Origin of the sequence: Gordonia sp. OPL2, assembly GCF_003797825.1 — a bacterium.
GTDB lineage: Bacteria > Actinomycetota > Actinomycetes > Mycobacteriales > Mycobacteriaceae > Gordonia.
The window spans coordinates 37,468-62,631 of sequence record NZ_RKME01000018.1 but is presented as its reverse complement, the minus strand read 5'-3'; the positions used below and the strand labels follow the sequence as shown (position 1 = coordinate 62,631).

24 protein-coding genes and 1 pseudogene are annotated in these 25,164 nt (G+C 66.9%); 6 read left to right on the top strand and 19 right to left on the bottom strand.

Annotated elements, in window-relative coordinates; translation table 11 throughout:
* Positions 1 to 52 precede the first annotated feature (52 nt).
* From EEB19_RS16935 to EEB19_RS16925, 3 genes are all read right to left on the bottom strand, one after another.
* On the bottom strand, positions 53 to 679 hold the full coding sequence (locus EEB19_RS16935; protein WP_187588355.1) for a response regulator transcription factor: 627 nt from the start codon (positions 677 to 679) through the stop codon (positions 53 to 55).
* Between the two features lie 3 nt (positions 680 to 682).
* Positions 683 to 1,987, bottom strand: coding sequence for a sensor histidine kinase (locus EEB19_RS16930; protein WP_187588353.1), 1,305 nt, complete (start codon positions 1,985 to 1,987; stop codon positions 683 to 685).
* Positions 1,988 to 2,088: 101 nt separating this feature from the next.
* Positions 2,089 to 2,430: a DUF1801 domain-containing protein gene (locus tag EEB19_RS16925; RefSeq protein ID WP_187588351.1), complete on the bottom strand. Its 342-nt coding sequence runs from the start codon at positions 2,428 to 2,430 to the stop codon at positions 2,089 to 2,091.
* 157 nt (positions 2,431 to 2,587) lie between these two features.
* Here EEB19_RS16925 and EEB19_RS16920 point away from each other — a divergent pair, with 157 nt between their 5' ends.
* Positions 2,588 to 4,195, top strand: a complete 1,608-nt coding sequence (locus EEB19_RS16920; RefSeq protein WP_187588349.1) for a DASS family sodium-coupled anion symporter — start codon at positions 2,588 to 2,590, stop codon at positions 4,193 to 4,195.
* Between the two features lie 37 nt (positions 4,196 to 4,232).
* On the opposite strand, the gene EEB19_RS26985 is transcribed toward EEB19_RS16920, so the two are convergent.
* The 7 genes and pseudogenes from EEB19_RS26985 to EEB19_RS16890 form a co-directional block, all read right to left on the bottom strand.
* A complete protein-coding gene (locus EEB19_RS26985; protein ID WP_262365735.1) occupies positions 4,233 to 4,454 on the bottom strand; it encodes a GyrI-like domain-containing protein in 222 nt (73 codons plus the stop codon).
* 394 nt (positions 4,455 to 4,848) lie between these two features.
* Positions 4,849 to 4,962 (bottom strand): annotated as a pseudogene (locus EEB19_RS26980) (AraC family transcriptional regulator); the annotation flags it as partial.
* Between the two features lie 221 nt (positions 4,963 to 5,183).
* A complete protein-coding gene (locus EEB19_RS16910) occupies positions 5,184 to 6,194 on the bottom strand; it encodes an alpha/beta hydrolase family protein (protein ID WP_262365725.1) in 1,011 nt (336 codons plus the stop codon).
* A gap of 167 nt (positions 6,195 to 6,361) precedes the next feature.
* Positions 6,362 to 7,387, bottom strand: a complete 1,026-nt coding sequence (locus tag EEB19_RS16905; protein WP_187588347.1) for an arabinofuranosidase — start codon at positions 7,385 to 7,387, stop codon at positions 6,362 to 6,364.
* A gap of 4 nt (positions 7,388 to 7,391) precedes the next feature.
* Complete coding sequence (locus EEB19_RS16900) at positions 7,392 to 7,928, bottom strand: putative immunity protein (protein ID WP_187588345.1); 537 nt, start codon at positions 7,926 to 7,928, stop codon at positions 7,392 to 7,394.
* A gap of 386 nt (positions 7,929 to 8,314) precedes the next feature.
* On the bottom strand, positions 8,315 to 8,737 hold the full coding sequence (locus tag EEB19_RS16895; protein WP_187588343.1) for a type II toxin-antitoxin system VapC family toxin: 423 nt from the start codon (positions 8,735 to 8,737) through the stop codon (positions 8,315 to 8,317).
* Positions 8,734 to 8,973, bottom strand: a complete 240-nt coding sequence (locus tag EEB19_RS16890) for an AbrB/MazE/SpoVT family DNA-binding domain-containing protein (RefSeq protein WP_187588341.1) — start codon at positions 8,971 to 8,973, stop codon at positions 8,734 to 8,736. Before EEB19_RS16890 ends, EEB19_RS16895 begins: the two co-directional genes overlap by 4 nt.
* Before the next feature lie 477 nt (positions 8,974 to 9,450).
* Between EEB19_RS16890 and EEB19_RS16885 the strand changes: the two genes are divergently transcribed.
* Positions 9,451 to 11,529, top strand: a complete 2,079-nt coding sequence (locus EEB19_RS16885; RefSeq protein ID WP_187588339.1) for a P-loop NTPase fold protein — start codon at positions 9,451 to 9,453, stop codon at positions 11,527 to 11,529.
* Between the two features lie 182 nt (positions 11,530 to 11,711).
* Here the strand turns inward: EEB19_RS16885 and ychF are convergent, their stop codons facing one another.
* From ychF to EEB19_RS16870, 3 genes are all read right to left on the bottom strand, one after another.
* A complete protein-coding gene (gene ychF, locus EEB19_RS16880) occupies positions 11,712 to 12,791 on the bottom strand; it encodes a redox-regulated ATPase YchF (RefSeq protein ID WP_187588337.1) in 1,080 nt (359 codons plus the stop codon).
* 94 nt (positions 12,792 to 12,885) lie between these two features.
* Positions 12,886 to 14,070, bottom strand: coding sequence for an AI-2E family transporter (locus EEB19_RS16875; protein WP_262365734.1), 1,185 nt, complete (start codon positions 14,068 to 14,070; stop codon positions 12,886 to 12,888).
* Between the two features lie 202 nt (positions 14,071 to 14,272).
* A complete protein-coding gene (locus EEB19_RS16870) occupies positions 14,273 to 14,635 on the bottom strand; it encodes a hypothetical protein (RefSeq protein ID WP_187588333.1) in 363 nt (120 codons plus the stop codon).
* A gap of 119 nt (positions 14,636 to 14,754) precedes the next feature.
* On the opposite strand from EEB19_RS16870, the gene EEB19_RS16865 reads away from it, so the two are divergent.
* Genes EEB19_RS16865 through EEB19_RS16850 form a run of 4 tightly spaced genes read left to right on the top strand, consistent with a single transcriptional unit; the run spans position 14,755 to position 19,319 of the window.
* Entirely contained in the window at positions 14,755 to 16,386 is a 1,632-nt protein-coding gene (locus tag EEB19_RS16865; protein WP_262365724.1) for a DNA-3-methyladenine glycosylase 2 family protein, read from the top strand.
* A complete protein-coding gene (locus EEB19_RS16860; RefSeq protein ID WP_187588329.1) occupies positions 16,383 to 16,979 on the top strand; it encodes a methylated-DNA--[protein]-cysteine S-methyltransferase in 597 nt (198 codons plus the stop codon). Before EEB19_RS16865 ends, EEB19_RS16860 begins: the two co-directional genes overlap by 4 nt.
* A gap of 59 nt (positions 16,980 to 17,038) precedes the next feature.
* Positions 17,039 to 18,235: a DNA recombination protein RmuC gene (locus tag EEB19_RS16855; protein ID WP_187588327.1), complete on the top strand. Its 1,197-nt coding sequence runs from the start codon at positions 17,039 to 17,041 to the stop codon at positions 18,233 to 18,235.
* 34 nt (positions 18,236 to 18,269) lie between these two features.
* Complete coding sequence (locus EEB19_RS16850) at positions 18,270 to 19,319, top strand: DUF6542 domain-containing protein (RefSeq protein WP_262365723.1); 1,050 nt, start codon at positions 18,270 to 18,272, stop codon at positions 19,317 to 19,319.
* Positions 19,320 to 19,380: 61 nt separating this feature from the next.
* Here EEB19_RS16850 and EEB19_RS16845 read toward each other — a convergent pair whose 3' ends face one another.
* The 6 genes from EEB19_RS16845 to EEB19_RS16820 form a co-directional block, all read right to left on the bottom strand.
* The gene (locus EEB19_RS16845; protein ID WP_187588437.1) at positions 19,381 to 19,971 is read right to left on the bottom strand and encodes a nucleosidase; all 591 of its coding nucleotides are present in this window, start codon (positions 19,969 to 19,971) and stop codon (positions 19,381 to 19,383) included.
* A gap of 15 nt (positions 19,972 to 19,986) precedes the next feature.
* Entirely contained in the window at positions 19,987 to 20,760 is a 774-nt protein-coding gene (locus EEB19_RS16840; RefSeq protein WP_187588325.1) for a fructosamine kinase family protein, read from the bottom strand.
* Complete coding sequence (locus EEB19_RS16835; protein ID WP_187588324.1) at positions 20,757 to 21,710, bottom strand: SDR family oxidoreductase; 954 nt, start codon at positions 21,708 to 21,710, stop codon at positions 20,757 to 20,759. The genes EEB19_RS16840 and EEB19_RS16835 overlap by 4 nt, the downstream gene beginning before the upstream one ends.
* 64 nt (positions 21,711 to 21,774) lie before the next feature.
* Positions 21,775 to 22,986, bottom strand: a complete 1,212-nt coding sequence (locus tag EEB19_RS16830) for an N-acetylmuramoyl-L-alanine amidase (RefSeq protein WP_262365722.1) — start codon at positions 22,984 to 22,986, stop codon at positions 21,775 to 21,777.
* Between the two features lie 166 nt (positions 22,987 to 23,152).
* Complete coding sequence (locus EEB19_RS16825; protein ID WP_187588322.1) at positions 23,153 to 24,217, bottom strand: GTP-binding protein; 1,065 nt, start codon at positions 24,215 to 24,217, stop codon at positions 23,153 to 23,155.
* Positions 24,214 to 25,134, bottom strand: a complete 921-nt coding sequence (locus EEB19_RS16820; RefSeq protein ID WP_187588320.1) for a rhodanese-related sulfurtransferase — start codon at positions 25,132 to 25,134, stop codon at positions 24,214 to 24,216. Before EEB19_RS16820 ends, EEB19_RS16825 begins: the two co-directional genes overlap by 4 nt.
* Positions 25,135 to 25,164 lie beyond the last annotated feature (30 nt).

The following is a 25,164-nucleotide window of genomic DNA, read 5'->3' as shown; positions in this document are numbered from 1 at the left end:
ACACCCGCGTTCGGTTCTCGGCGCTCTACTCCCGGGGCGTCGATCTCGGGGCTCAGTGTTCCGCGAGATAGGTGAGGATCGCTCGAACCCGGCGATTGCCTTCTTGTGGGGGCAGATCGAGTTTGGCGAAGATGTTCGCGACATGTTTGGCGACCGCCGCGTCGGACACCGACAGACGGGAGGCGATCTCGGCATTCGCGCATCCCTCGGACATGGCCCGGAGGACGTCTGTTTCGCGCGGCGTGAGTCGGTCGAGGACCGACGGACGCAGCATCGTGCCGATGACCTCCGGGTCGACGATCACTCCCCCATCCGCCACCGTATCGATGGCGCGGAGGAAATCCGTGACGCGACCGACCCTCTCCTTGAGGAGGTAGCCAACGGCGCCACCCGAGTCGAGCAGTTCACGGGCGTACGCCGACGCGACATACTGCGACAGCACCAGGACGGGCAAACCGGTTCTGCGCGAGCGGATCTCAAGGGCGGCCCGCAGCCCGTCGTCGCCGTGTCCCGGCGGCATGCGGACGTCGGTGACCACGAGATCGGTTTCGTCGGAGACCACCCGACGCAACTCGCCGGCATCGGTGACGGTCGCCGTCACGTCATGGCCGGCCGCTCGCAGAATACGGGTGAGACCTTCGGCCAGCAGGACCGAGTCCTCCGCCACGACGATGCGCAACCGTCACCTCCTCGTCGTCCAGAACAGGCGGGTGGGTCCACCCTGCGGGCTGGCGACGCTCAGTTCCGCTCCGACCGCGGCAGCCCGCTCGATCAGACCCGACAATCCGGAGCCGTGTCCGATGTCGGCCCCGCCCACCCCGTCGTCGACTATCTCCATGGAGGCGATCCCGTCGAACTCACTCAGGGTGATGGTGACGACAGTGGCATGCGCATGCTTGGTCGCATTGGTCACCGCTTCGCTCGCCGTGTAGTACATCGTTTTCTCGATCTCCGCGGGTAGCCGGAGCCCGTCATACCAGCCTGCTCGGCAGATCACCCGGACCGGCAGCGGGCCCCGCCCGAGCTCCACACAGGCAGCCGCCACCCCGTGGTCGTCGAGAACCTGTGGATGAACCCCGCGGACAGTGTCCCGCAGGCTGGCCAGCACCTGCTCGACGCGGTCCTGCGCCACGGCGACCTGGGCTCGGATCTTCTCGTCCTCCACGGCGAGTTGCAGTTCCCCGAGGTGCATCGACAGACCGACCAGATCGCGCTGCGGGCCATCGTGCAGATCGCGCTCGATGCGGCGGCGTTCTCCTTCGAAAGACGTGACCAGGATGCCGCGTGAGGCATGCAACTCGGCGAGGCGAGCGGCGAGTTCCTCCTCGCGCGGGCCCAGCAACGCCTGGGCGAGCGTGGCCAGCGCAGCGGAGACCCCGGCGCACAGGTAGAGCAGGATGCCTGCCAGCGGCACACCGACGGCGGTCAGCGTCCATGCCTCTGGCTGCGTGTCGATGACCCACCCGCCGAACATCATCACCGGTTCCATGGTGATCAGCCACGGCGCGAGGAGGCACGCACCGACGACGGCGCCCGCGACCAACAGCCCGATCGAGAGGAACGGCGCCGCAGCGGCGATGATGAGCGAATATCCGGTCTCCCGCCAGGTCGCCGCCTCGCCGAGACGGTCACCGATCCGTGCGGTGAACGCGCGCTCCCGGAGCGGCGGATGTGGGTTCACGATCGGCACGACACCGAGCAGGACGATCCGTTGCCGCTCCACCTTGGCCAGCAGATAGGACCATGCCGGCGCGAACGGCAGCAGGATGATCACCACGTAGAGGCCGAAGCAGAGCCATCCGAATACGAGTGACATTGCCAGGTGCACGAGCGCGCGCCATGGATCGGCAGAGATCAGGTAGCGAAGAGGGTTGCGCGCCAACGATGTCCACGCAGATCGAGCTCTGTCGTCGGGAGCGTCGTATGGCGGCGAGGGCAGTGTGGTCGGGCTCGGTGTCGGGTCATCGAACGTCGTTGTTTCCGTCATGACGGCGACGTTAGGCCGGTGTCGACGTGACCTCACTGGCGTTGGCGGTACATCGGGGGTGGTCCCAGCACCACCCCGCTCCGTCCGCACCACACCGCGGATCACTCGCGGTTGATTGCGACCGCCGCCTGAACAAGGGCGACGAAGGCGTCATCGTCGAGGGCGTCGTCCTCCCGGACGTCGATCGCTCGCCGGACGCCCGCCCCGAGACTGGCATTGAACAGTTCGGTCGGGTCCGGCAAGGAGGCCCCCTTCGCGAAGGTCACCTTGACCTTGTCCTTGTAGGTCTCGAGAGTGCACAGCAGACCATCGAGCGAGAAGGTCGGCACGCCGTCCGGGTTGGAGGGCTTGCGCCACTTGATCTCTTCGACGATGTTCGGGTCGGCGCGCATGATGAGTGCCCGGACGTCGGCGACCTTGGATTCTCGCCAGTCATCTCCCATGCAGGTCAGGATAGTCGACGACCAGTGCCGAACGAATCCTTCTGTGCGAACACGGGTTATCCTCCGACGCCGCTGCCGGCACCGCGCTTCGCCATATCCGCGAATATCGGACAAAAGGGACGATAGGCTGGCGACGATGACAGCTCGAGGAGGTTCGATGGCGAACAGGCAGGGTCCCGAGCAGGCGGGACGCGCGACCGTAGCGGACGACGACTCGGAGATCGACCAGAAGTCGGCCGGCGAACGCGCCGAACAGCCCACACGCGGCCGGCGGAGACGACAGTGGATCGGGCTGGGCGCCGGCGTCGTCCTTGCTGTTCTCGTGTATGTGGTCATGCCCGACAACGTCGATCACAACGCTCGGCTGACCGCCGCTACCGCGGTCCTGATGGGCCTGTGGTGGATGACCGAGGCCATCCCGATCCCGGCGACAGCGCTGATCCCGCTGGTGATCTTCCCGGTGTTCGATTCCGAGGTCTCGGTCAACGACGTCGGCGCGTCCTACGGCAACAACATCATCTTCCTGTTCATGGGCGGATTCCTGCTCGCGCTCGCCATGCAGCGCTGGAATCTGCACCGGCGGATCGCCCTGGTGACGGTCGGCGCCGTCGGCACCCGACCGACCATGGTCGTCGCCGGTTTCATGATCGCCACCGGCTTCCTGTCGATGTGGGTGTCCAACACCGCGACCGCGGTCATGATGATTCCGATCGGGGTGTCGGTGCTCGTCCTGGTGCTCGACATGAACCGGAAGGTCGACGAGGACGAGACATCCGGCAGCGCAGCGGAATCGAAGGACGAACAGATCACCACGATGGTGATCAAGAGCAACTTCGGCACCGCGCTCATGCTGGGCATCGCCTACGCGGCGTCGATCGGGTCGCTCGGCACCATCATCGGCACTCCGCCAAACGCACTGCTGGTGGGCTACCTCGAGGGCGAAGGCATCGACATCGGCTTTCTGGAGTGGATGATCGCGGGAGTGCCCGTGGCCGTGGTGTTCCTGGTCATCTGCTGGTTCCTGCTCACCCACGTGCTGTTCAAACCGGAGATCGACGACATCCCGGGCGGTCGGCAACTCATCAAAGATGAACTGAGCGCCCTGGGCCCGATGTCGCAGGGCGAGATCCGGGTGGCGGTGATCTTCTGCCTCGCCGCCGTCTCGTGGATCGCGGTCCCGCTGATCTGGGATGAGAACCCGCCCATCTCCGACACCGGCATCGCGATGACCGCGGCCGTCCTGCTGTTCCTGCTGCCCAGCGGGGTCACGCCCGGTGTTCGACTTCTCGACTGGGACACTGCGATCCGACTCCCGTGGGGTGTGCTCCTACTGTTCGGCGGTGGGCTCGCGTTGTCCGAGCAGTTCAATTCCAGCGGACTGACGGACTGGATCGGCGAGGAGGCATCCGGGCTCGACGGCATCCCGGTGGTGTTGCTGGTCATCGTGGTGACGGCGGCGATTATCTTCCTGACCGAGATCACCAGCAACACGGCCACGGCCGCGACCTTCCTCCCGGTCGCCGGCGGCGTGGCCATGGGCATGTCCCTGGACCCGTTGCTGCTCACGGTTCCGGTGGCCTTGGCGGCCACCTGCGCCTTCATGCTGCCGGTGGCGACACCGCCCAACGCGGTCGCCTTCGGCAGCGGATATGTGACCATCGGCCAGATGATCCGCGGCGGGATATGGCTGAACCTGATCGGGATCGTCCTGATCACCATTGCCACCTACACCCTGTTCACCTGGTCGCTGGGTATCTCGCTGTAGGTCGGATGCAGGCATCCGACCCCCGATCCCGGCCCGATCACGATCTCTCGATCGGCATCCAGATCTCGGACACCGCATGCGTTTCCGTCAGTTCGAGGTATCGCAGGATCGTCGGGCCGGGGCGCAGTCGCCACGGGTTCGACGGGAACCACTCGGTCGCGGTCGCCGCCCACGTCTGCTGCAGGGCGTCCGGGGACGGTCCGCTCGAATGGAAGATCACCCAACTGCCGCCCTCCACGCTGAACGGTGTCGAGATCATCCGGGATCTCAGTCTCCGCCGTCACCGCCACCCCGTGCAGATAGGTGATCGGAGACCCTTCGGGCGCATCCGGTTCCTGACCCAGGGTGACCGCGAGAATGCCTCCGGGCTCGGTGTCGCTCAAGGCTGACAAACGTCGGTGTTCCTCGGGGGCGATCGACGCGATGTGTTGCTGGATATGCGGGTTGACGCCGCGATAGATGAGCGGAACCTCGGCAGCGTGGCCGACGAGGGTGACGGCAGGACGGTCGGTGATGGTGACATTCATGGGGTTGCTCCCTTCCACGCTCAGGCGGAACCTGAGCATGGGTTGTGTACTGAGCGGACCTCCGTGTCGGCGCACGTCGGACGGTCCGGCACCGTGCACGGCCCGGAACGCGCGGCCGAACGCCTCGACCGAGGAGTATCCGTGCCGTACCGCGACGTCCAGCAGGCCGACGTCACTGCTCACCAAGTCGGTGCCGGCGAGTGTCATCCGACGGCGACGTACGTACTCCGACAGCGGCATCGTCGCCAGCGCGGCGAACATCCGCCGCAGGTGATACTCGGTCGTGCCGTGCGCGCGGGCGAAGCCTGCGACGTCGATGGCCTCGTCGGTGTGGTGTTCGACGAGTTCCACGAGATCGTTGAGTGTGCCGATCATGGGGGTCCTCCTTACCCCCACGATCCTTCTCGCACCACTTGGCCTCCGCCCGACGATCCGTGCCCGAATCGATCAGATCGCGCCGATCACAATGCGGGCGAGATCGCCTGCCACATCCGGGGCAGTTCCTTCGCCCAGTAGTACCAATGATGGGTTCCGACGACCTGCAACGCATCGGTGTACGGCAGCCCCGCGTCACGCAACTGACCGGCGAACCGATGCGAGCACTGACTCGTGGCGATCTCGAACGTGGCCGAGGCGGCGAGGACAACCTGGTAGAGGCCTTCCTCGGGTGTCACGTCGCGGTTCATGTCGGCGGGCCCGAGTTGCCCTGCACCCGAGTAGAGGTACAGCTTCTTGCCGCGCAGCGCGTCGAGGCGCAGCGCGGGATCATGATCGCGCCAGCCCTGTGAGCCGAACGGCCCCCACATGTTCTCGGCATTGGCGCCACCTCGCGCGAGCGTTGCCCGCACGTAGCTCTCGCCCTCCGGGGTGGACACGGGCGGACAGCCGCTGAGCGAGGCCACGGCCCGGTACAGGTCCGGCGCCCGGGACGCGAGCGTGAAGGCCGCCTGCCCACCCATCGAGACACCGGCGATCCCCCGGGACCCGTTCGAGTCGAATCGAGCGTCGAGCAGCGGCGGCAGCTCCTTGGTCAAGAACGTCTCCCACTGCGGCTTGCCCACCTTGGGGTCGTGCCGCTCCCAGTCGGCGTAGAAGGTTCCGTAGGCCCCCGTCGGGAGCACGACGGTCACGTTCTTGTCGGCGAAGTACTTCTCGATGTCGGTCGCCTCGAGCCAGCCACTGGTCTGGCCGCGGGCCCCGGCGCCGTCGAGCATGTAGAGCATCGGCCGTGGCCCGGTCGAGTGACGCGGCGTGAGGATGAAGACCTTGATCTTCTTGTTCATGGCGGCCGAGTACACCCATACCCCGGCCCGGGTCGGCGTCTCCTGGGTGATCGAGGTGATGTGCGCGCGCCCGGGCGCGGCCGCCGCGACACCGGCGGTCGCGACACCCGCGGTCATGACACCCATGGCGATGAGACACACGACGGTGACGCATTTGGCGGCGGTCGCGCGCAAGATTATCCGAAACACTGTTGCTCCCCCATGTCCGCGTCGACCGCGGAGCCCGCCGACGGCTGGGCGCAGCACATCACCGGCCGGGATGTCCCCCGTCGACCGGGTTGAGCATAGTGATTACAACGCCTGTTGTCCCAGATTCAGCGAACTGGCGGCCTCGTTCACCCCGAGCTGCGCAGCTACTACGCAGGTTCGCGCATCACGCCGACGTGCCGCGCGATCCCGGACAGTCCCGGGAGCTCCTTCACCGGAGTCCAGGTGCGCAGGCCGTCCCGGCTGTCGGAGTAGAGGTGCCGTCCGCGACGGTAGGCGTCGAGGTACATGCGCCACGTCCCGTTCGGCAGCTGGACGACGGCCGGTCCCTCCACGAAGGTGCCCCAATTCCCGGGTGGGACGAAACGGTACGGTCCGACCAAGGTGGGCGCGACCGCGTGCTGGATGAACTTCTTGGTCTCGTTCTTGGTGAAGGCGTGATACGTCGCCCCCACCTTCACCACAGTGGTGTCGATGTGGTCGGCGCCGATCCCGGCGAGCGGGACGGGCGGGCTCCACACCCGCAGCCCCGGATCGAGCGCGGTCATCAGATACGGCACGAAGCCGCCGCCCGTCGACATCGACAGGATGATGTTGACGCGCCCGCCTTCGACGAACCATTCGGGCGCCCATGCCTTGGTGGTGAACGGTGACAGCGACGGGCCATCGCTCGATCCCGCCGACCCGGAGGAACCCGGTCCGCTCGAGGAGCCCAGACCGCGTCCGTCTCCGGTACCCGGCAGCAGGGCGCAGCAGAACGGGACCGGCCAGTTCCCCAGCGGCGTCCAATTGACGCGGTCGGCACTGCGCGCGAAGCCGATGTTCGCTCCGGAGGCCGTCGTATAGGTGATGTAGTACAGACCGTCGGTGTTCCGGAAGATGCTCGCGTCTCGCACACGCCCGGCCGGCGGCCGATACGCGGACTTCCGGAGCAACTGGAACCGTGTGCCGTCACCCGACTGATAGACGTCCATGTCGCGATCGCTGGCGTTGCTGAACGCCACCATCGTGTAGCGCCAACCGGACGGGGCCGCAGTCGCCGGTGCTGCCACCACCAGACCCGCGACGGCCAGCGCCACCATCGTCACGGCGCAGAACACACTTTGCTGTGTACGGATCACGGATGCAGTATCGACCACGCGAACGCCTGACGCGCGGGTTTGGCGCCAGAACATCCACTCAGTCGACACGAATCCGCGTCTGCAGATCTCGGATGACCGCCCCCAGCAGACCGCGGGACAGGAGCCCGGGGCCGAGCGGACCGCCGGAACCCTCTCCGACCGGAGGCAGTAACCGCAGGGCCGCCCGTGCATCGTCACGCGCATGTGCCACCTGCCAGGACACCTCTTCCTCGATCGCCTCCGGCCGTTGCGGATTCGCCAGCGACACCGCTTTGACGGCGTAGGCCGCGGCGCCGAATGCGTGGGCGCCCATGTGCGCTACTGCCGCAGCCTGTCCCACGGAGCGCGCGGCCGCGGCACCCGCAGTGGTCGTGGCAGCTCCTGCCGCCTTCACGGCGATCATCCGCTTGCGGATCTCCTCGGCGGCCGTGCTCTCACCGTCGCCATATGCCCGGGCGCGGGCGAGGGCGTCGCGTATCTGCTCGTCCGCCGGCGGGTCCGCCTCGAACAGCGGGAGGACCCGGCTCGCACAGTCGGCGGCCCACCCTGCGAGGAGGCGCCGTTCCACGTCGCTGAGGGTCTGATCCGAGGCCATGGCACCGATGGTGTCATGGCCGGCGAAGGCCGAGCGGGAACTGGGCGTCCGCCTGGCCGTTGCCGCCACCGCCGCACTGCACGACTCGATGTTCTCCGGTGGCGAGGGGTGTCGCTGAGGTAGCGGCCCTGACGTTCCGCGGGACGCGGTGGGTGCTCCTGCGCCTGGTGTTCGGCGGAACGACGTGATCGGGGCCCGGCGACAGCGTGCGGGTAGGTGCATTCGACCTTCCCGACTTCGGTCCAGCGAAACCGCGGCTTTCCCAGCGACCGTGAGACGGATGTTCGGCAGGTGTTGCGTGACGAGCGTCAGCTCGGTCTCATCCCGGTGCTGCGACTCGAGGAAGTCATGCATGGCGTCGACGGTGCTGCGCCACACGATTCGTGTCATCCAACGATTTCTTCTACCCGAGCACCCACCGCGTCATATGTGGGCCGCGCCCGTGCATCTCTTGTGAGCAAGATGGCATCGTTCTCTCTGGCGGCGAGCGCGACCAGGCCGTCGTACGTCGCCCCACCTGCCACGCCCATACGGGCGAGGAGCCGATGAGCCTCGGCCACAACACCAGTGGGGAGAACCAGCGCCTCCACGAAGTTGTCGTCGATGAGGAGTACGGCGTCAGACGGAGCCACTCGCGCGTCCCCCGGCAGACGAGTCAACACTGAATACGTCTCCGGCAGGGCATGTCCGCTGAGCGCAAGCGACCGGCCGTCAACGTGGGATCGAACCACATCGTGAGCGGCGTGAGACGCCACGAGTAGGGGCACCGCGACACTGGTATCGACGGCGAATCGCCGACTCGTGGTCACCGTCTGGTGGAATCGATCAACGCGAACATGACCTCGTCGGTCACAGTGGTGTCAGACTCGGTGACCAGGTGCCCGTCGGCACTCTTCACCAACCGTGCCGTTCGTCCGCCTGGAGTCACCTGCAGACCCCCGCCGTACAGCGAGATGTCCACGGTCGAGCCCGGCGTTATCCCCAACAGTTCCCGAAGGGCCTTCGGCAAGAGCAATCGCCCGCCCGAATCAATCGTGGCTTCCATGGGAACAGACTACCAGCGCAATCCCATCGTCGGGAGCGTCGATGGGATCCATCGGCGACCTGCGCGTCGTCGCTGCTCATGGCGCAACCAGTTGTTCGCGCCGTTAGACGTTGAAGCGGAACTCCACCAATTCGCGTTACCGATAAACATCACGGCGATGCGCATATGGATGACACGGAACACCACTCGATCATCGAATACTCGGTAGATGACTCGAAACTCACCCTCGTGCGGACTAGCGGCCTCCGAGTCGACTCCGCAGAGGTCTACCGATGTGACGAGGGTCTCTCGGCGAGCGGTCCGCGAATGTACTCCCAGCAAGCGGCCACAGCTATCTGAAAGAGACGCCGAATCGTCCGCCATGTCTGCGCCACAAGAGGCAGCTACGGTCCAGTCGGAAATGGCTTGCGTAGACTTCGTTGCTTGCGCCACTGCCACACCCGCAAGTTTTCAATGCGGCTGTGCTTTGGTAGCACTGTGAACATCACCGGTCACTCTCAGGAGAAACCTCCGATCGACGCGCCGATCACCTCTTCGGGCGAAGACGACCTCGGGCGGGCTCCGGTCGCACACGACTTCGCGGAGTCGATCCGGGACCTCGACGCGAGCCAAGGGCTCGTGGTGGGCATCTTGGGGCCATGGGGGCACGGCAAGAGTTCATTCATCAACCTGATGCGCGAACAGTTTGAGACCGAACCCACCCTCACTGTCGTCGACTTCAACCCTTGGATGTTCTCCGGCTCGAATCAGCTCGTGAACTTCTTCTTCACTGAAATTGGGGCGGAACTCAACGTCCGCAACAAGAGTCGCTTCGGTATGACAGCAGACTGGCTCACTCAGTACGCCGGCATCCTCAAGCCTGTATCGCAGTTCATCCCGCTCCCGGGTGCCGCAGCCGTCGGAGAAGTCGCCGCAGCAGCACTCGGTGGATTGTCTGTGACAACGAATGCGGACCGCAGCGCGAAGAAGGTGCGGGAAGAAATCACCAAGGAGCTCACCTCACTCACGCAACCTATCGTGGTCGTCATTGACGATATCGACCGGCTCACCACTATCGAGATCCGCGAAATCTTCAAGCTCGTTCGTCTCACGGCGAGCTTCCCGAACATCATTTACGTGCTGGCATTCGACAGAGAACGCGTGGAGCAAGCCCTCACCGAGGACGGCATTCCCGGACGGGCGTACCTCGAGAAGATCGTCCAGTTGAGCTTCGACGTCCCGCATGCGCCAGAGAAGTTGCTTCGGTCTCAGGTCGTCGAAGAGTTGGATCGCATCCTCACCCCGGTCGCGAACGCCACACTCGACGACAGCCGATGGAGCGACGTCTACTGGGAAGTGATCGATCCGCTGGTCTCAAACATGCGTGATGTCACGCGTTACGCGATCTCCGCCAGGTCAACGATTAAGAGCCTCGGCGATGAAGTCGATCTTGTCGATCTTCTCGCACTAGAGGCGCTTCGCGTCTTCCGCCCTGAACTCTTCCAGCAATTGTCGAAGCTTCGATGTGAGCTCACGAACACACGCGACATCATGGGGCGCAAGGACGAACGGGCGCAGATAGCCATCGCTGCATTGCTCGCGATGTTCCCTGACGACGAGGAAGTGATTCGAGCGCTGTTCAATCGTGTGTTCCCAGTCGCGCTGCAATACATCGAGAACAATCACTATGGACCTGACTGGCTCAGCACCTGGCGAACCGCACACCGGATGGCTCACACTGACTTTCTCAGTCTCTACTTCGATCGAGTCGCGCCAGATGAACTCGTCGCGTTCCGAAACTCTGAGCAGGCCTTTGAGCTTCTGAGCGATGGAGCAGCGCTCAGGGTGTATCTGACCGGCTTGGACCCTGAGGATCTTGAGGCCGTCATAGAAGGTCTCACCTCGTACGAGTCAAAGTTCGCGACCGACATGATCGTTCCGGCATCAATCACACTGCTGAACCTTATCGACGCCATTCCCGAGAAGAAGCAGCGCGGTTTCTTCGACATCGGACGCCGCGACATCACGGTTGGGCGCGTGATCCTTCGACTCCTACGGCGTGTAGAAGATGAGGCAGAGCGAGAGGCCCTGGTCTCACAGATCTTGGACGGTATCGAGACGTACTCGTCTCAACTCGACTTCATCCACAGCGTGGGCTACCGCGAAGGGGCCGGACTCAAACTCGTCAGTGAAGAGTTCGCAACGCAAGTCCACGCGGATTTTGTCGCACACCTCAGAGCAACCCCACCATCCGAGCCATCGCGGGAATGGGATGCCTGGCGCATCTATGACGCTGTCCAGACAGAGACGGGCGAAGTGCCGCTCAAGCCGAGTGACGATCCCGTTCTGCTACGAGCGGTGCTGCACTCGCTCAGGTCCACTGCACGATCGCAGTCGATGGGCTCTCGAGAGGTCAGATCTGAAGATCGTCTCGCTTGGGAACTCCTCGTCCAAGTGTTCGGATCTGAATCCGCCGTAGAGGAGGTCGTAGGTCGCGTGCGCAGCGCACTGGGAGACGACGAAGCTCTTCAGCTCGCGGACAAGTATCTATCGGGCTGGCGACCGGAGAGCCTCTAGGACGCCGACTCACAAGCTAAAGGGAGGCTCGTGGCTATTTCTCTGCCGCGACCACGGCCACCACGGACCGGCCCCGACCGCGGGAAAGTGCCACTAGGCCTACCGCCAGACGTTGGACCGGAACACTTGGAGCCCGTTTTCACACGGGCACAAGTGACAAATACTGTGGTCAGACCGGCTCGCTATACGTTGAACCGGAACTCGACCACATCACCGTCGGCCATCACGTAGTCCTTGCCCTCCATGCGCACCTTGCCCGCGGCCTTGGCGGCGGCCATCGTGCCGGCGGCGTCGAGGTCGTCGAAGGAGACGATCTCGGCCTTGATGAAGCCCTTCTCGAAGTCGGTGTGGATGACACCCGCCGCCTTGGGAGCGGTGTCGCCACGGTGGATGGTCCACGCACGCGATTCCTTGGGCCCCGCCGTCAGATAGGTCTGCAGACCCAGGGTGTGGAAACCAGCGCGAGCCAGTGAGCGCAGGCCCGGCTCGTCCTGCCCGATCGAATCGAGAAGCTCCTGCGCGTCCGCCTCGTCGAGTTCGAGCAGTTCGCTCTCGACCTTGGCGTCGAGGAACACGGCGTCGGCCGGTGCGATCGCGGCCTTCAGTTCATCCTTGCGGGCGTCGTCGGTCAGCACTCCCTCGTCGGCGTTGAACACATAGAGGAACGGCTTGGCGGTCATCAGGTGCAGTTCGCGAACCGCGGCCAGGTCGAACGAATCCTTCTGCGAGAACAGGGTCTTACCGGAGTTGAGGATCTCCTGGGCCTTCTGCGCGGCGGCGACCGTCTCGACGAGGTCCTTGTTCTTTCGGGAATCCTTCTCCAGCCGCGGCAGCGCCTTCTCGATGGTCTGCAGGTCGGCGAGGATCAGCTCGGTCTCGATGACGCCGATGTCGGAGAGCGGGTCGACGCGCCCGTCGACGTGCACGACGTCGTCGTCGGCGAAGACGCGGACCACCTGGCAGATGGCGTCGGCCTCGCGGATGTTCGCGAGGAACTGATTGCCCATCCCCTCGCCCTCGGAGGCACCCTTCACGATGCCCGCGATGTCGACGAACGACACCGTCGCCGGCAGGATGCGCTCGCTGGAGAAGATCTCCGCGAGGCGGTCGAGGCGCTTGTCCGGGAGCTCGACGACACCGATGTTCGGCTCGATGGTGGCGAACGGGTAGTTCGCGGCGAGCACGTCGTTGCGGGTCAGAGCGTTGAACAGGGTCGACTTGCCGACGTTGGGCAGGCCGACGATTCCGAGGGTGAGACTCACGGGCGACCAGTCTATCGGCCGCGATCAGGCTCATGGCGGGCGCAGTCGTCGGATGTCACCGAGTCGGCGCCGCCGGCGGGCGTGCTGCGTGACGTCAGGACGCTGTCGACGTCCCGGGATCCCCGGCCGGGGCGTCGTCGGGCGGGTCGTCGTCACGCACCTCACCGGCGTGCGCACTGACCGGGGTGTTCGTCGGAGGCAGCGTCTCCCCGGCCCGTTCCGCGATCTGCTCGTTGAGATACCGCAGGATCACGGCCAGCGCCGCGGCGGCCGGCACGGCGAGGAACGCGCCGGTGATGCCGAACAGGGTGCCGCCGAGCGTGACGGCCAGCAGGACGATCACCGCATGCAGATCCATCGACTTCGACTGCAGCCACGGCTGCAGCACGTTGCCCTCGAGTTGCTGCACGGCGAGGATGATGCCGAGCACGATGAGCGCTGTCGTCAACCCGTTGGAGACGAGCGCGATCAACACGGCGAGCGCGCCCGCGACGAAGGCACCGACGATCGGGATGAAGCCACCGAGGAACGTGATGACCACCAGCACCCCGGCGAGCGGGACGCCGAGGATGAACAGGCCGGCACCGATCAGGGCGGCGTCGACGAAACTCACGATGGCCTGGGTGCGGATGAAACCACCGAGGCTGTTCCACATCCGGGTCAGCACCTCACCGATGTGCGTACCGGACGGCTTGCCGACGGTGCGGTCGAGCCACGGGATGAACTTGGGACCGTCCTTGAGGAAGAAGAACACCAGGATCAGCGCGGTGAACAGGGTGACCAGGATCGAGGTCGCGGTGCCGACACCGCTGAACACGCCCGCGGCGATGCTCGACGCGCTCGACTGCAGTTTGCCGGTCACGGTGCCGACCATGTTGTCGAGCTGTTCGTCCTTGATGTTCAGCGGCGGCCCCTGAACCCAGTCCTGGAGCTTGTGCACACCGTCGGTGGCGCGCGACGCGAGCTCGGGCGCCTGGCTCACGATGCTCGGCACGATGAGGCTGATGACCCCGGCGAACACGCCGACGGCGACGAGCATCATCACCAGCGATGCCGCTGCCGCGGGAACGCCGCGGTTGCGCATCCACCGCGCCGGCGGCCAGAGCACGGTGCACACGATGATGGCGAACAAGACCGGGAGCAGAATCACCCAGAGCTTCCCGAGGACCCACATCAGCACCCAGAAGGCCGCGACGACCAGGACGATTTGAAGACTGACGACCGCCGACGACCGCAGGCCCGACAGGACCACCTGCGCGCGGGTCGGAGGTGCGGTCACCGAACTCGTCGACGACGTGCCCGACGGTCGCCCGGATCGGTTCGACGTATCCGATGTGCCGGGTACATCCGATTCTTCTGTCACGCAGAGATCGTCACATACTCGCTGCGCGCGCGAGTCGTTCCGACGGTGTGTCGTCCGTCGGACGCGTCACGGCGGGCGCGACGACGGCGCACCGCCTCCGCGCACACAGAGCGACGCGTCAGTGTCGCTTGAACTTGCGCTCGACGTAGCGGACCAATTCGTTGACCGCCTCGAGTTGGAGCACCATCGGCGAGATCGGCTGTGCCGAGCAGATCGGGTCGAGCGTCGTCGGTGCCGCATCGTCGCGCCGGATCGTCGTCGGCGCCGAGGTGCGGGCCGAGACGTCGTCGATGGACGACACCCACCGACCTCGTCCGCCACGAGCAGAAGCCTGGCGTTGCGCCTCGTGACCACAGGCCTTCTCGATGGTCTCGGGCCCGTACAGACCCATCATGATCTCCAGTCCCCATGCCGGGAGTTCGGACAGGGCTGGTTCGCGGCTCCGACGCCATTGTCGGTCACCATCGAACGGTGTGCTCATGAGCAACATCGTGCCAGGGAATGTTAGCTACGTCACTCGAATCGCGGATGAGCGCGTCGTCGGATCGTCATGTCCGATTCCCGCCAGGATTCTCGGCCGATCACTGTCACAGTGGTGTGGTGACCACCGCGATCCGAACCCCGGAGACCCTCGAGTTCGACCGCTGCTACCGGGCGGTCTCCTCCCGAGACGCGCGGTTCGACGGCCAGTTCTTCGTCGCCGTGCACACCACCGGCATCTACTGCCGGCCGTCGTGTCCGGCGCAGACCCCGCGACCCCGGAACGTGCACTTCGTCCTGACCGCGGCCGCCGCACAGCAGGAGGGCTTCCGCGCGTGCCGTCGGTGTGCTCCCGATGCCGTGCCCGGCTCGCCACTGTGGAACAGCGGGGCGGACCTGTCGTCGCGCGCCATGCGGCTGATCACCGACGGGGTGGTCGAGCGCGACGGGGTCGACGGTCTCGCGACGCGGCTCGGGTACACCCCGCGCCATCTCAACCGGGTTCTGACCGAGCACCTCGGAGCCGGCCCTCTCGCACTCGCCCGCGCCCATCGCGCCGCGACCGCCCGGGTGCTGATCCAGTGCACGGCGATGCCGATGTCCGACATCGCCTTTGCGGCCGGGTTCACCAGCGTGCGGCAGTTCAACGACACGATCCGCGAGGTGTTCGGCCTGACCCCGAGCCGGTTGCGGACGCTGCCGTCGCCCTCGCGGACGCCGGCCACGTCGGCGGTCGGCGAGGTGACGCTCCGCCTCGCCTATCGACCGCCCCTCGACACCCGTTGGCTTCATTGGTTTCTCGCGTCGCACGCGACTGCGGGTGTCGAGATCGTCGACACACTCGACGACGGCCGATGGCGGTACCGGCGTGCTGTCGAGCTCCCCCATGGTCCGGCGCTGATCACGGTGGAGCCGGCGACGGCGCACATCGTCGCCCGCGTCGCGCACCTCGACATGCGTGATCTCGCCGTCGCCGTCAATCGGATCCGTCGGCTGCTCGACCTCGATGCCGACGCCCAGAGCACCGACGCCGCGCTCGGACGCGACCCCGTGCTCGCCCCGCTCGTCGCCGCCGCACCCGGCCTGCGGGTGCCCGGGGCGATCGACCCCGCGGAGACGCTCATCCGCACCATGATCGGCCAGCAGATCAGCGTCAAGGCCGCCCGTCATCACATCAACCGCCTGACCGGCGAACTCGGTCGGACGCCCTCATGTGCGACCGACGGCGACGCCGAGGACTGGATGCTGTTCCCGGATTCCGCCACGATCGCCGAACACGGGCACCGCATCCTCACCGGCCCGCGCCGCCGGATCGACGCCGTCGTCGGTGCTGCGACCGCGCTCGCAGAACGCCGGATCGAGCTGCACCCCGGCTGCTCCACCGACGACATGCGTGCGGCCCTGCTGGCACTCCCCGGCGTCGGCCGGTGGACGGCCGACTATGTCGCGATGCGCGTCACCGGCGACCCCGACATCCTGCTGGATCGTGACCTCGTGGTCGCCCGCGCGGCCGAGGAGCTCGGCGTCGACCTGCCCGGGGGCGCATCCAGGTGGTCTCCATGGCGTTCGTACGCATCGATGCATCTGTGGCGTCACCGATTGTCGGTGACCGAGGCAATACTGGGCACAGAGATATCGAGTGTGCCGACGTCGACGCGACAACCCACGCGGGCAACCCACCGATCGCCTCGGCGATCGACCACCTCACCTCGCCGGTCGACACCGGTCGAGCCGGCACAAGGAGCACGATGACCTCCACCATCATCACCCCGACCGACACCACCCCCGCCGGTACCGCGGCGATGACGAAGCCCGACGACACCACGACTGCACAGTGGACCTCGGTCACCACTGCCGACGGCACCTTCACCGTCGTGGCCGATGCCGAGGACCGTGTCCTCGCATCCGGCTGGACCGACGATCCCGACTACCTCGTCGCACTTGTCCATCGCACCCTGCGCCCCGAGACCGTGCACCGCACCGACGGACTCGCCACGATCCGCGACGCCGTCGAGTCCTATTACGCCGGCACCTTCTCGGCGATCGAGGCCATCGAGGTACGCCAGCAGTCGGGCCCGTTCCTGATGCGTGCCTGGACCGAGCTGCGGACCGTCGCCCCGGGAGCTCCGGTGACCTACACCGCGTTCGCCGAACTGTCCGGCGAACCCACCGCGGTCCGCGCCGCGGCCGCCGCCTGCGCTCGCAACGCCGCGGCTCTGTTCGTCCCGTGCCACCGGGTGTTGCGCAGCGACGGAACCCTCGGCGGATTCCGGTACGGCCTGCCGATCAAGCAGTCGCTCCTCGATCGCGAAGCGCAGCGGGAGTCCGACGGCCCCGCGAGCTGAGGGACTCGGGCAACCGAACAGGACCGGGACTGTCGTACCCGTCGAGCACGATGACGGCCATGAACCCCTCGGTCGTCATCGCCCTGATCGCCGGCATGCTCGTCGGGCTCGTCATCGGGTGGCTGGCCAACGCCTCGCGGTCCGCCGCGGCGCTGGCCGCCGCCCGGGCCGAGCTCGACGGCATCCGGGAGGCCCAGGCGATGGCGACGCACTCGCTGTCGTCGGCCTCCGAGGAGGCGGCGCGTCGCCAGTCGTCGGCGATCGGCTCCCAGGTCGCCCACATCGTCGACCCACTGCGCGGGGTGCTCGCCCAGCTCTCCGAGGAGCTGCGACGGACAGAGCACCATCGGGTCAGCGCCTACGCGGGGCTCACCGAGCAGGTGCGGGGCATGCATGCGATGTCGGCACAGTTGTCGGACCAGACACGCCAACTCTCCAATGCCCTGCACACCCCGCACATTCGCGGGCGATGGGGCGAAGTGCAACTGGAACGCGTGGTGGAGCTCGCCGGAATGTCGCGCCACTGCGACTTCAGCACGCAGGTGTCCGCCGACGGACCGTCGGGGGCGGTACGGCCGGACATGGTGGTCCACCTCGCCGGTGGCCGCGACATCGTCGTCGACGCCAAGGTCCCGCTGCAGGCCTATCTCGCAGCCATCGAGGCCGGTGACACCGCCGTCGCCGCGCGTCATCTCGCCGAGCACGCGCGCGCCGTCCGCGCCCATATCGGCCGCCTGTCGTCGAAGGCCTACTGGTCGGCCTTCGAGAACACTCCGGAGATGGTCGTGCTCTTCCTGCCCAGCGACCCGGTCCTCGAGGCGGCCGTTCGCGCCGACGCCGAACTGATCGAATTCGGCTTCACGAAGAACGTCGTGCTCACCACCCCCGCCACCCTCGTCGCACTGCTGCGCACCGTCGCCCTGGGCTGGCGCCACGACGCGATGGCCCGTGACGCCGCCGCCATCCATCAGCTCGGCACCGAGTTGCACCATCGCATCGGCGGTGTCCTCGGCCATCTCGACCGGCTGGGCGGTTCGCTCCGCCGGGCCGTCGACTCCTTCAACTCCACGGTCGGTGCCGTGGACAGCCGCGTCGCGGTAACGGCGCGCAAGCTGGCCGAGCTGGACGCCCTCGAGGGTGAGTCCGAACACACCGTCGCCGCGCCGATCGACATCGCCGTCCGCAACGCAGGAGGTATCCGGACCAGCGAGGACACCGATCGCGACGACCGATGGGCAACATCACCCGGGGGTTAGCGGAAATCGGGGGTTGACCCGGTACCGTCAACATGTGTCTTCTGCCCAACAGCGTTCAGCCGTGCCGCTGGATCAGCAGTCCGTGCTCCCCACGGTCCGCGGTCTTCCCTGGTGGGGTGCGGTGCTCGTGGCGACGGTCATCACCGGCATCGGTGCGGTGATCGACGCGAGCAACACCGACGCTCTCGGCGCCATCTTCAAGTTCTGCTATCTCGTCGGCTGTGTCGCCGCGGCCCTGGCCGTTCGTCGGCGCGCCCTGTTCACTGCGGCCGCCCAGCCTCCGCTGATCGCCTTTCTCGTCGGCATCATCGCGCTCTACACGCTCAACGCCGACCAGGCATCGTCCGGACTGAAGAGTCTCATCTTCCGCGTGCTGCTGCCCATCGCGAACGCCTTCCCGTGGATGGCACTCACCTTCCTGGTCACGCTCGCGCTGGTCGTCGCCCGGTGGTATCTCACGCGCGATCGATCGACGGGGACGCGCAGGCGTGCCGCCGGTTCGCCGGCGACGTCGAAGCAGGCATCCACGCCGAAGCAGAGGTCCGCTCCCAAGAAGCGATCCACTCCGACTCAGGCAGGCGCCACCACGGCCACGTCGCGGGCGAAGGACGCCGACCAAGCCGCACCGGGCACCGAACGACGGTCGCGGACAACAGCGAAACGCGCGGCCCGGCCGGCCAAGCCGCGCACGCGCCCGACCGAATCCGGTGAGCGCACGACGACGCCCGGACCGACCGCCGACGCGAAGCCTCGCCGGACCCCGGCACCGCGTCCGGAAGCAGACGGCGCCGCAGCCGCACCCGCCGCGCCCGCTCCCAAACGCCGGGCCACCGCAGGCGCGGTGTACCGCGCCGAGGCGGGTGAGCGCATCAACGGCATCGACGAGGATCTCGCGAACCCGGACGCCCAGACCGCGGCCGATCCGCGACCCACCGCCGCGGCAGTCCGCCCGCGACCGACGTCGGCCGCCGGTGACCACGCACGATACGAGTCGTCGGCCCGGCAGGCGACCACACGCCAGGCACCGAGCCGGCAGGCCTCGGCACCCGGCTACCCATCGACCCGGGCGCGCAACCGCGGCTGATCATCCGGTCACCGGGCCCGCCGAGTACCTCCCGGGCGCGCACCCGCCGGCAGACGATCACTCACCACGCCCATTCGACGTCCAGCCACTCACCCAGCTGCCGCGCCGCGGCGTCCACGAGTGTCGGCCAGTCCAGCGCGCCCTCGTCGGCGCCGTCGCTGACCACCTTGACCATGCGGCACGGCACACCGAATTCGGCGCTCACGTGCGCCAGGGCGCACCCTTCCATGTCCACGAGGTCGGCGATCTGCGCCAACCCCGCGCGCCGTATGGGATCGGCGACGAACGTGTCGCCGGAGGCGAGGACGGTGCCGTCGCCGTCCGGCAGTTCCCATCGGTCGACGACCGGATAGCCCATCGACCGGAGTTCCGCGCTGCTGATGTCGTGCTCGACGACGACCGACGGGCGGAACAGACCGACGTGATGATCGTGCAGGGCCCCCGCGGTACCGACATTCACGACGCTGCGCACCGGGGGCTCGCGGTCCCCGCCCGGGCGGTGGTCATGTGATGACGCGGATTCGGTGAGCACCCGGGTGAGGGCGGACGCGGCACGGACCTTGCCGATGCCGGTGATGAGGAGTCGGGCACCGGGCGGGACGTATTTCGCCTCGGCCCGCGTGGCGGCGACGACCAGGACGGAACGATCGATGGGCACGGACAGACGCTAGCGCCCACCGTCGGCGAGCGCGACGCAGGCCCGCGCCGCGCGACCCAGAGCCGTTCCGTACGACGGACCGTGTCCGGCGGCGTGGACGGCGAGTGGATGCAGCTGGTGCAGCGGCACCCGGTCCTGCCATCCCGTCCGCAGCGGGTGCTCCGCCTGGTAGCCGGCCAGGATGTCGTCGAGCAGTGGACATCCGAACAGCGCAAGCATCCCCAGGTCGGTCTCCCGGTGTCCGCCGTGAGCGGCGGGATCGATCATGACCGCGCCGTCCGGGGTCCAGACGACGTTGCCGGTCCACAGGTCTCCGTGGATGCGGGACGGGGCGTCGCCGTCGTCGAAGACCCCTTCGGCGACGAGAGCGCAGGCCTGCCTCGTCGCATCGGCGTCGGCGGCGCCGATGTTGCCCGCGTCGATCGCAGGCCCGAGATACGGCAGCACGCGTTCGGCGGCGTAGAACTCGCCCCAACCGGTGTGTGTCCGCGAACTCAGTGGTCGCTCACCGATGAACTGCCTGCCGTCGAAACCTTCGGGTGCGGAGCCGAATTCGGCCGCACCGGAGTCGTGCATCCGGGCCAGCGCACCACCGAAAGCCCGCGCCGCACGGCTGGTCGGGCGTGCGGACTCCAAGCGGGCGAGTTCGATGAAGTCCTCACCGACGTCGATGACGTCCACCACCGGTCCACCGCCGGCGCCCAGCCAGCGCAGGCCGGCCGCCTCGGCACGGAAGAAGTCGGGGTCGACGTCGCGACGCTGTTTGCGGAAGACCCGTGTCATCCCGAGGTGACATCGGTGTCGTCGGGGGCGCTGCCGTCGGGTGCGGTCCGGTCGGCGTGTTCCGACGATCGTGCGGCGGCCTTCGCCAGCCGGTCGAACTGGTCGTTCGCGACGCGCATCGCGATCTCGTAGGGCAGTGCGAACTTGCGCGACCACCAGTACCCGAACCGGATGTCGAAGGACGTGTAGACCAGGAAGTGGTTCTTGCGAACGCCTTTCAGGATGGCATCAGCAGCCTTCTCCGGCGTGACCGCGGACTTGTGGAAGTGGTTGATCGCGGCCTTCACCCGTCGATCGTCCCGGTTGATGCCGACGATGTCGACGGAGTCGACCAGCGGGGTGTCCACGCCGCCGGGGCATACCAGCGACACGCCGATTCCGTGCCGGCGCAGGTCGAATCGCAACACCTCTGACACACCGCGCAGGCCGAACTTGCTCGCACTGTAGGCCGCATGCCACGGCAGGGCGAGCAATCCCGCCGCCGACGACACGTTGACGAGGTGTCCACCCTGTCCGCGCCGGACCATCTGCGGCACAAAGCATTCGATGATGTGGATCGGCCCCATCAGGTTGACGTCGACCATCGTGCGCCAATGCCGATGCTCGAGGTTCTCCACGGTCCCCCATGCCGAGACTCCCGCGATGTTCATCACCACATCCATCACGCCGACCTCGGCGTCGACCTGGTTGGCGAACGACCGCACCCAGTCGTGGTCGGCGATGTCGCCCGCCTGGTGATAGACGACGGAGCCGCCGTCGGCGCCGATCTCGGCCACCGTCGTGTCGAGAGCGTCCGGATGGAGATCGGTCAGCACCAGATGCGCACCGGCGGCCGCTGCAGCCTTCGCCGTGGCACGCCCGATTCCGCTTGCCGCGCCCGTGATCAGGACAGTACGGCCCGCCAGGGTGGGCACCGGCGTCGTCATCACGATCAGATCTTTGAGCCCCATGGCCCCACCCTAGTGGCGATCACGATCGCCGGCATCGACCTTCGACGACGACGGCCCGGGCCCGTCAGCCGATCGGCAGTTTGCCACCGAACAGCCCGTAGACGATGGAGAGCATGGCCCGCAGCACCTCGGCCGACACGTCCTGCCCCTGGCCGAGGAGCAACTGGGCGATGGCCTGCGGGTCCTCGGTGCCGAGGAGTTGCTGCACGAAGGGGATCACCGACGCCAGACCCGAGTCGTCGGCGGTGCCGCTCGGTGCCGTCGTCGTCGGCGGGTTCGCCGTTCCCGACGCCCCACCCGGTGTCGACGTGTTCGGTGCCGCGCTGTTGGGTGCCGCGCTGTTGGGTGCCGCAGGTGCAGCGGCCGGACCACGCACGTAGTTCATGATGCCGTCGGTGATGGCCATGGCGTACTTGAGTTGGCCGTCCTTGCCCGAGAGTGCCGCAGCCTCACCAGGATTGGACAGGTTGCCCATCTCGATGAACACCGCGGGCACCTTCGTCAGGTTCACCGCGGCGATGTCCGATCGCGTCTGAATCCCCTTGTCGACGCCGGCGTAATTGGCTGCCGGGAATCCCGCCTTCACAAAGGCGTCGCGCATCGTCGACGACGCCTTGCGCCCTTCCCCACCCTGTACGCGGTTGACCGTCGCGTCCGGTACCGGCAGGGACGGGACGATCATGTGGAAGCCCTTCTTCGATCCGTCGGACCCTGCGCTCGTCGAGTCGGCGTGGAGGCTGACCGCCACCGCCGCTCCGGACCGACTCGCAGCCGCCGCGCGCTGATCGACGCATCCACCCCAACCCGTGTCATCGGGACGGCTGAGCACGACACGCGCGCCCTGACTCTCGAGCCCCGACTTCACCAGCTGCGTGATCTGCCAGTTCACCGTGTGCTCTTTGGCGCCGTTCACGCCCGTGGCCCCGGTGGTCTGGCAGTCCTTCTTCCCGCCGCGACCGTCGGGCACCTGCGCGTTGAGGCTGTGCCCGGCTGCACTGCCCTGATGACCTGGATCGAGGAAGATCGTCTTGCCGGCCAGGATGTTCGCCCCCGGCGCCGCGGACGCGGCGGGCGCCGTCGCCGTTGTGATCGCGATCGAGCCGGCCGCGACGGTCAGCGCCGATACGGCGGTCGCCAACGCCCGCCGGCGGATGCGCCCTCCCCGCCGGTCGGTCGCGCGGGCCCGGACGGTCGGGCCGCCCGACAAACGCGTCGGGGCGCGCTCGGTCCCGTCACGCCGGGTCACCCTGCTGGTGGTCGAGCTCTGGGTCATCATGCGTCGCTGGGTCATCACACACCGGACGCCGTCGGCCGACCTGCGGTCGGATCGGGCGCCACACTCCCTTCCAAGATGCAACACTGGCCACATTAGTCACATTCGTAACAAGTGAAACAGGCTGTTGCCTGTTTGGAAAATTCGCGACCTGGGCCGATCGAAACCGTTAGGGAGCTGTGACCAGGTGCCGGGTGATGCTGAGAATCCCGTGCTCGTCAGGTGTGCCGTCGTCGACGGCGCCGGTCAGGGCCGTGTGGACCGTGTCGGGCTCCACCCCGGCCCCGATCACCACGATGGACGTGACCCGCTCGTCCCCGCTCCACGCCTGCCGCTCGACGCGAACGAACCCGCCCACGGCGTGGACCACGAACTTCTGCCGATGACCGGGGACGTCGAACGCGACCACCCCCTTGATGCGGTAGCACCCCACCGGCGGCCGTTCGAGAAACCTGGCCAGTCGCCGCGGATTCATCGGCGCCTCCGAGGTGAACTCGACCGACTGATAGGACTCGTGCAGGTGTCCTCGGTGGTCCTCACCGTCAGTGGTCGGGTGCGCGTGCGATTCCGATGTGTCCTCGGCCAGGAGCTCATCGAGCGTCAGCTGCCCGAGGCGCGGCCCGGCGTCGTCCGTTCGGCGGCGGGCGTCGAAGAGCATCTCGGGATCGATGGCGGCATCGGCCGTCGCGATCAGCGGAGCGGTGTCGTTGCTCGCCGCCACCAGTGCACGGACCTCGGCGATCTCGGCCTCACCGACGAGGTCGGTCTTGTTGACGATGATCAGATCGGCGATCTCGATGTGCCGGTCGATCTCGGGATGGCGCGCACGCAGATCGACGAACTGTGCGGCGTCGACGACGTAGACCAGACCGCCGTAGCGCAGTCGCGGGTCGGCGAAACCGGTGATCATCCGGATCAGCGCCCGGGGTTCGGCGATCCCGCTGGCCTCGATCACGATGGCATCGATCTGCGCCGACGGCCGCAGCAGACGGGTCAGCGCCTCCTCGACACCGTCGACGTCGACGCTGCAACACATGCACCCGTTCGACAGACTCACCGTTCCGTCCGCCTGCCCGGCGATCAGCATGGCGTCGATGTTGATGGAACCGAAGTCGTTCACCAACACCCCGATCCGCGATCCGGACGCCCGACGCAACAGATGATTGAGCAGCGTCGTCTTCCCGGATCCCAGAAATCCGGCCACCACGATGACCGGCACCTGCCGACGACTCACCGCTGCCGCATCCCCGGTGCGTTCTCGGCGGTTCCGCCGGTCTCGTGGACCCGACCGGCCTCACCGGCTACCTCGGACTGACACGACGGGCACAGCACTGCCAACTCACGACCCAGGGCATCCGGGAAGTTGGCGACCGCGTTCGTGGCAGTGCCGCATCGGGCGCAGCTGCCGACGATGGCCGCATCATCCGAGAAGTCGATCGTCATCCGATCGTCGAACACATAGAGGGAGCCCTGCCACAGTCCGCCGTCGCCGAACTCCTCGCCGTATCGCACGATGCCGCCGTCGAGTTGGTACACCTCCTGGAATCCCCGCGCGCGCATGAGGCTCGTGAGCACCTCGCACCGCACGCCGCCGGTGCAGTAGGTGACGACCGGACGGTCTTTGAGGTCGTCGTAGCGTCCGCTGTCGAGCAACGGGACGAAATCGCGCGTGGAGGTGGCCTCGGTGATCACGGCACCGTCGAAATGACCCACCTCGGCCTCGATCCGGTTGCGACCGTCGAAGAAGACGACTTCCCCGCCCCGGTCGGCGACCAGAGCATGCACCTCCTGCGGACTGAGTCGGGCACCACCTCCGACGACACCGTCTCCGTCGACCGCGACCTCGTCGGGGACGCCGAACGTCACGATCTCCGGCCGCACTCGGACGCTCAGGCGCGGGAAATCGTCGCCGGCGCCGTCCGACCATTTGATGTCCGCATTCTTGAACGCGGGATATGACCGTGTCGCCTTCACGTATTTTTTGACCTGGGTGATGTCGCCACCGACCGTGCTGTTGATGCCGTGAGGTGACACGATGATCCTGCCCCGGAGCCCGTGCTGTTCACAGACCGCTTGCTGCCACAGCCGGATCGCCTCCGGATCCGACAACGGCGTGAACACATAGAACAACACGATCTTGGGGGTCGACACAGTGCAAGGGTACGGACACCCGGGACGCCG

Excerpts from the sequence above, each read along its gene's own strand:
- EEB19_RS16925 (WP_187588351.1), bottom strand. The coding sequence starts at position 2,430 with ATGGGAGATGACTGGCGAGAATCCAAGGTCGCCGACGTCCGGGCACTC.
- EEB19_RS16855 (WP_187588327.1), top strand. The coding sequence starts at position 17,039 with ATGAACCCCTCGGTCGTCATCGCCCTGATCGCCGGCATGCTCGTCGGG.
- EEB19_RS16830 (WP_262365722.1), bottom strand. The coding sequence starts at position 22,986 with ATGATGACCCAGAGCTCGACCACCAGCAGGGTGACCCGGCGTGACGGG.
- EEB19_RS16920 (WP_187588349.1), top strand. The coding sequence starts at position 2,588 with ATGGCGAACAGGCAGGGTCCCGAGCAGGCGGGACGCGCGACCGTAGCG.
- EEB19_RS16860 (WP_187588329.1), top strand. The coding sequence starts at position 16,383 with ATGACCTCCACCATCATCACCCCGACCGACACCACCCCCGCCGGTACC.
- EEB19_RS16900 (WP_187588345.1), bottom strand. The coding sequence starts at position 7,928 with ATGGCCTCGGATCAGACCCTCAGCGACGTGGAACGGCGCCTCCTCGCA.
- EEB19_RS16840 (WP_187588325.1), bottom strand. The coding sequence starts at position 20,760 with ATGACACGGGTCTTCCGCAAACAGCGTCGCGACGTCGACCCCGACTTC.
- EEB19_RS16890 (WP_187588341.1), bottom strand. The coding sequence starts at position 8,973 with ATGGAAGCCACGATTGATTCGGGCGGGCGATTGCTCTTGCCGAAGGCC.
- EEB19_RS26985 (WP_262365735.1), bottom strand. The coding sequence starts at position 4,454 with ATGATCTCGACACCGTTCAGCGTGGAGGGCGGCAGTTGGGTGATCTTC.
- EEB19_RS16905 (WP_187588347.1), bottom strand. The coding sequence starts at position 7,387 with ATGTTCTGGCGCCAAACCCGCGCGTCAGGCGTTCGCGTGGTCGATACT.
- EEB19_RS16870 (WP_187588333.1), bottom strand. The coding sequence starts at position 14,635 with ATGAGCACACCGTTCGATGGTGACCGACAATGGCGTCGGAGCCGCGAA.
- EEB19_RS16930 (WP_187588353.1), bottom strand. The coding sequence starts at position 1,987 with ATGACGGAAACAACGACGTTCGATGACCCGACACCGAGCCCGACCACA.
- EEB19_RS16835 (WP_187588324.1), bottom strand. The coding sequence starts at position 21,710 with ATGGGGCTCAAAGATCTGATCGTGATGACGACGCCGGTGCCCACCCTG.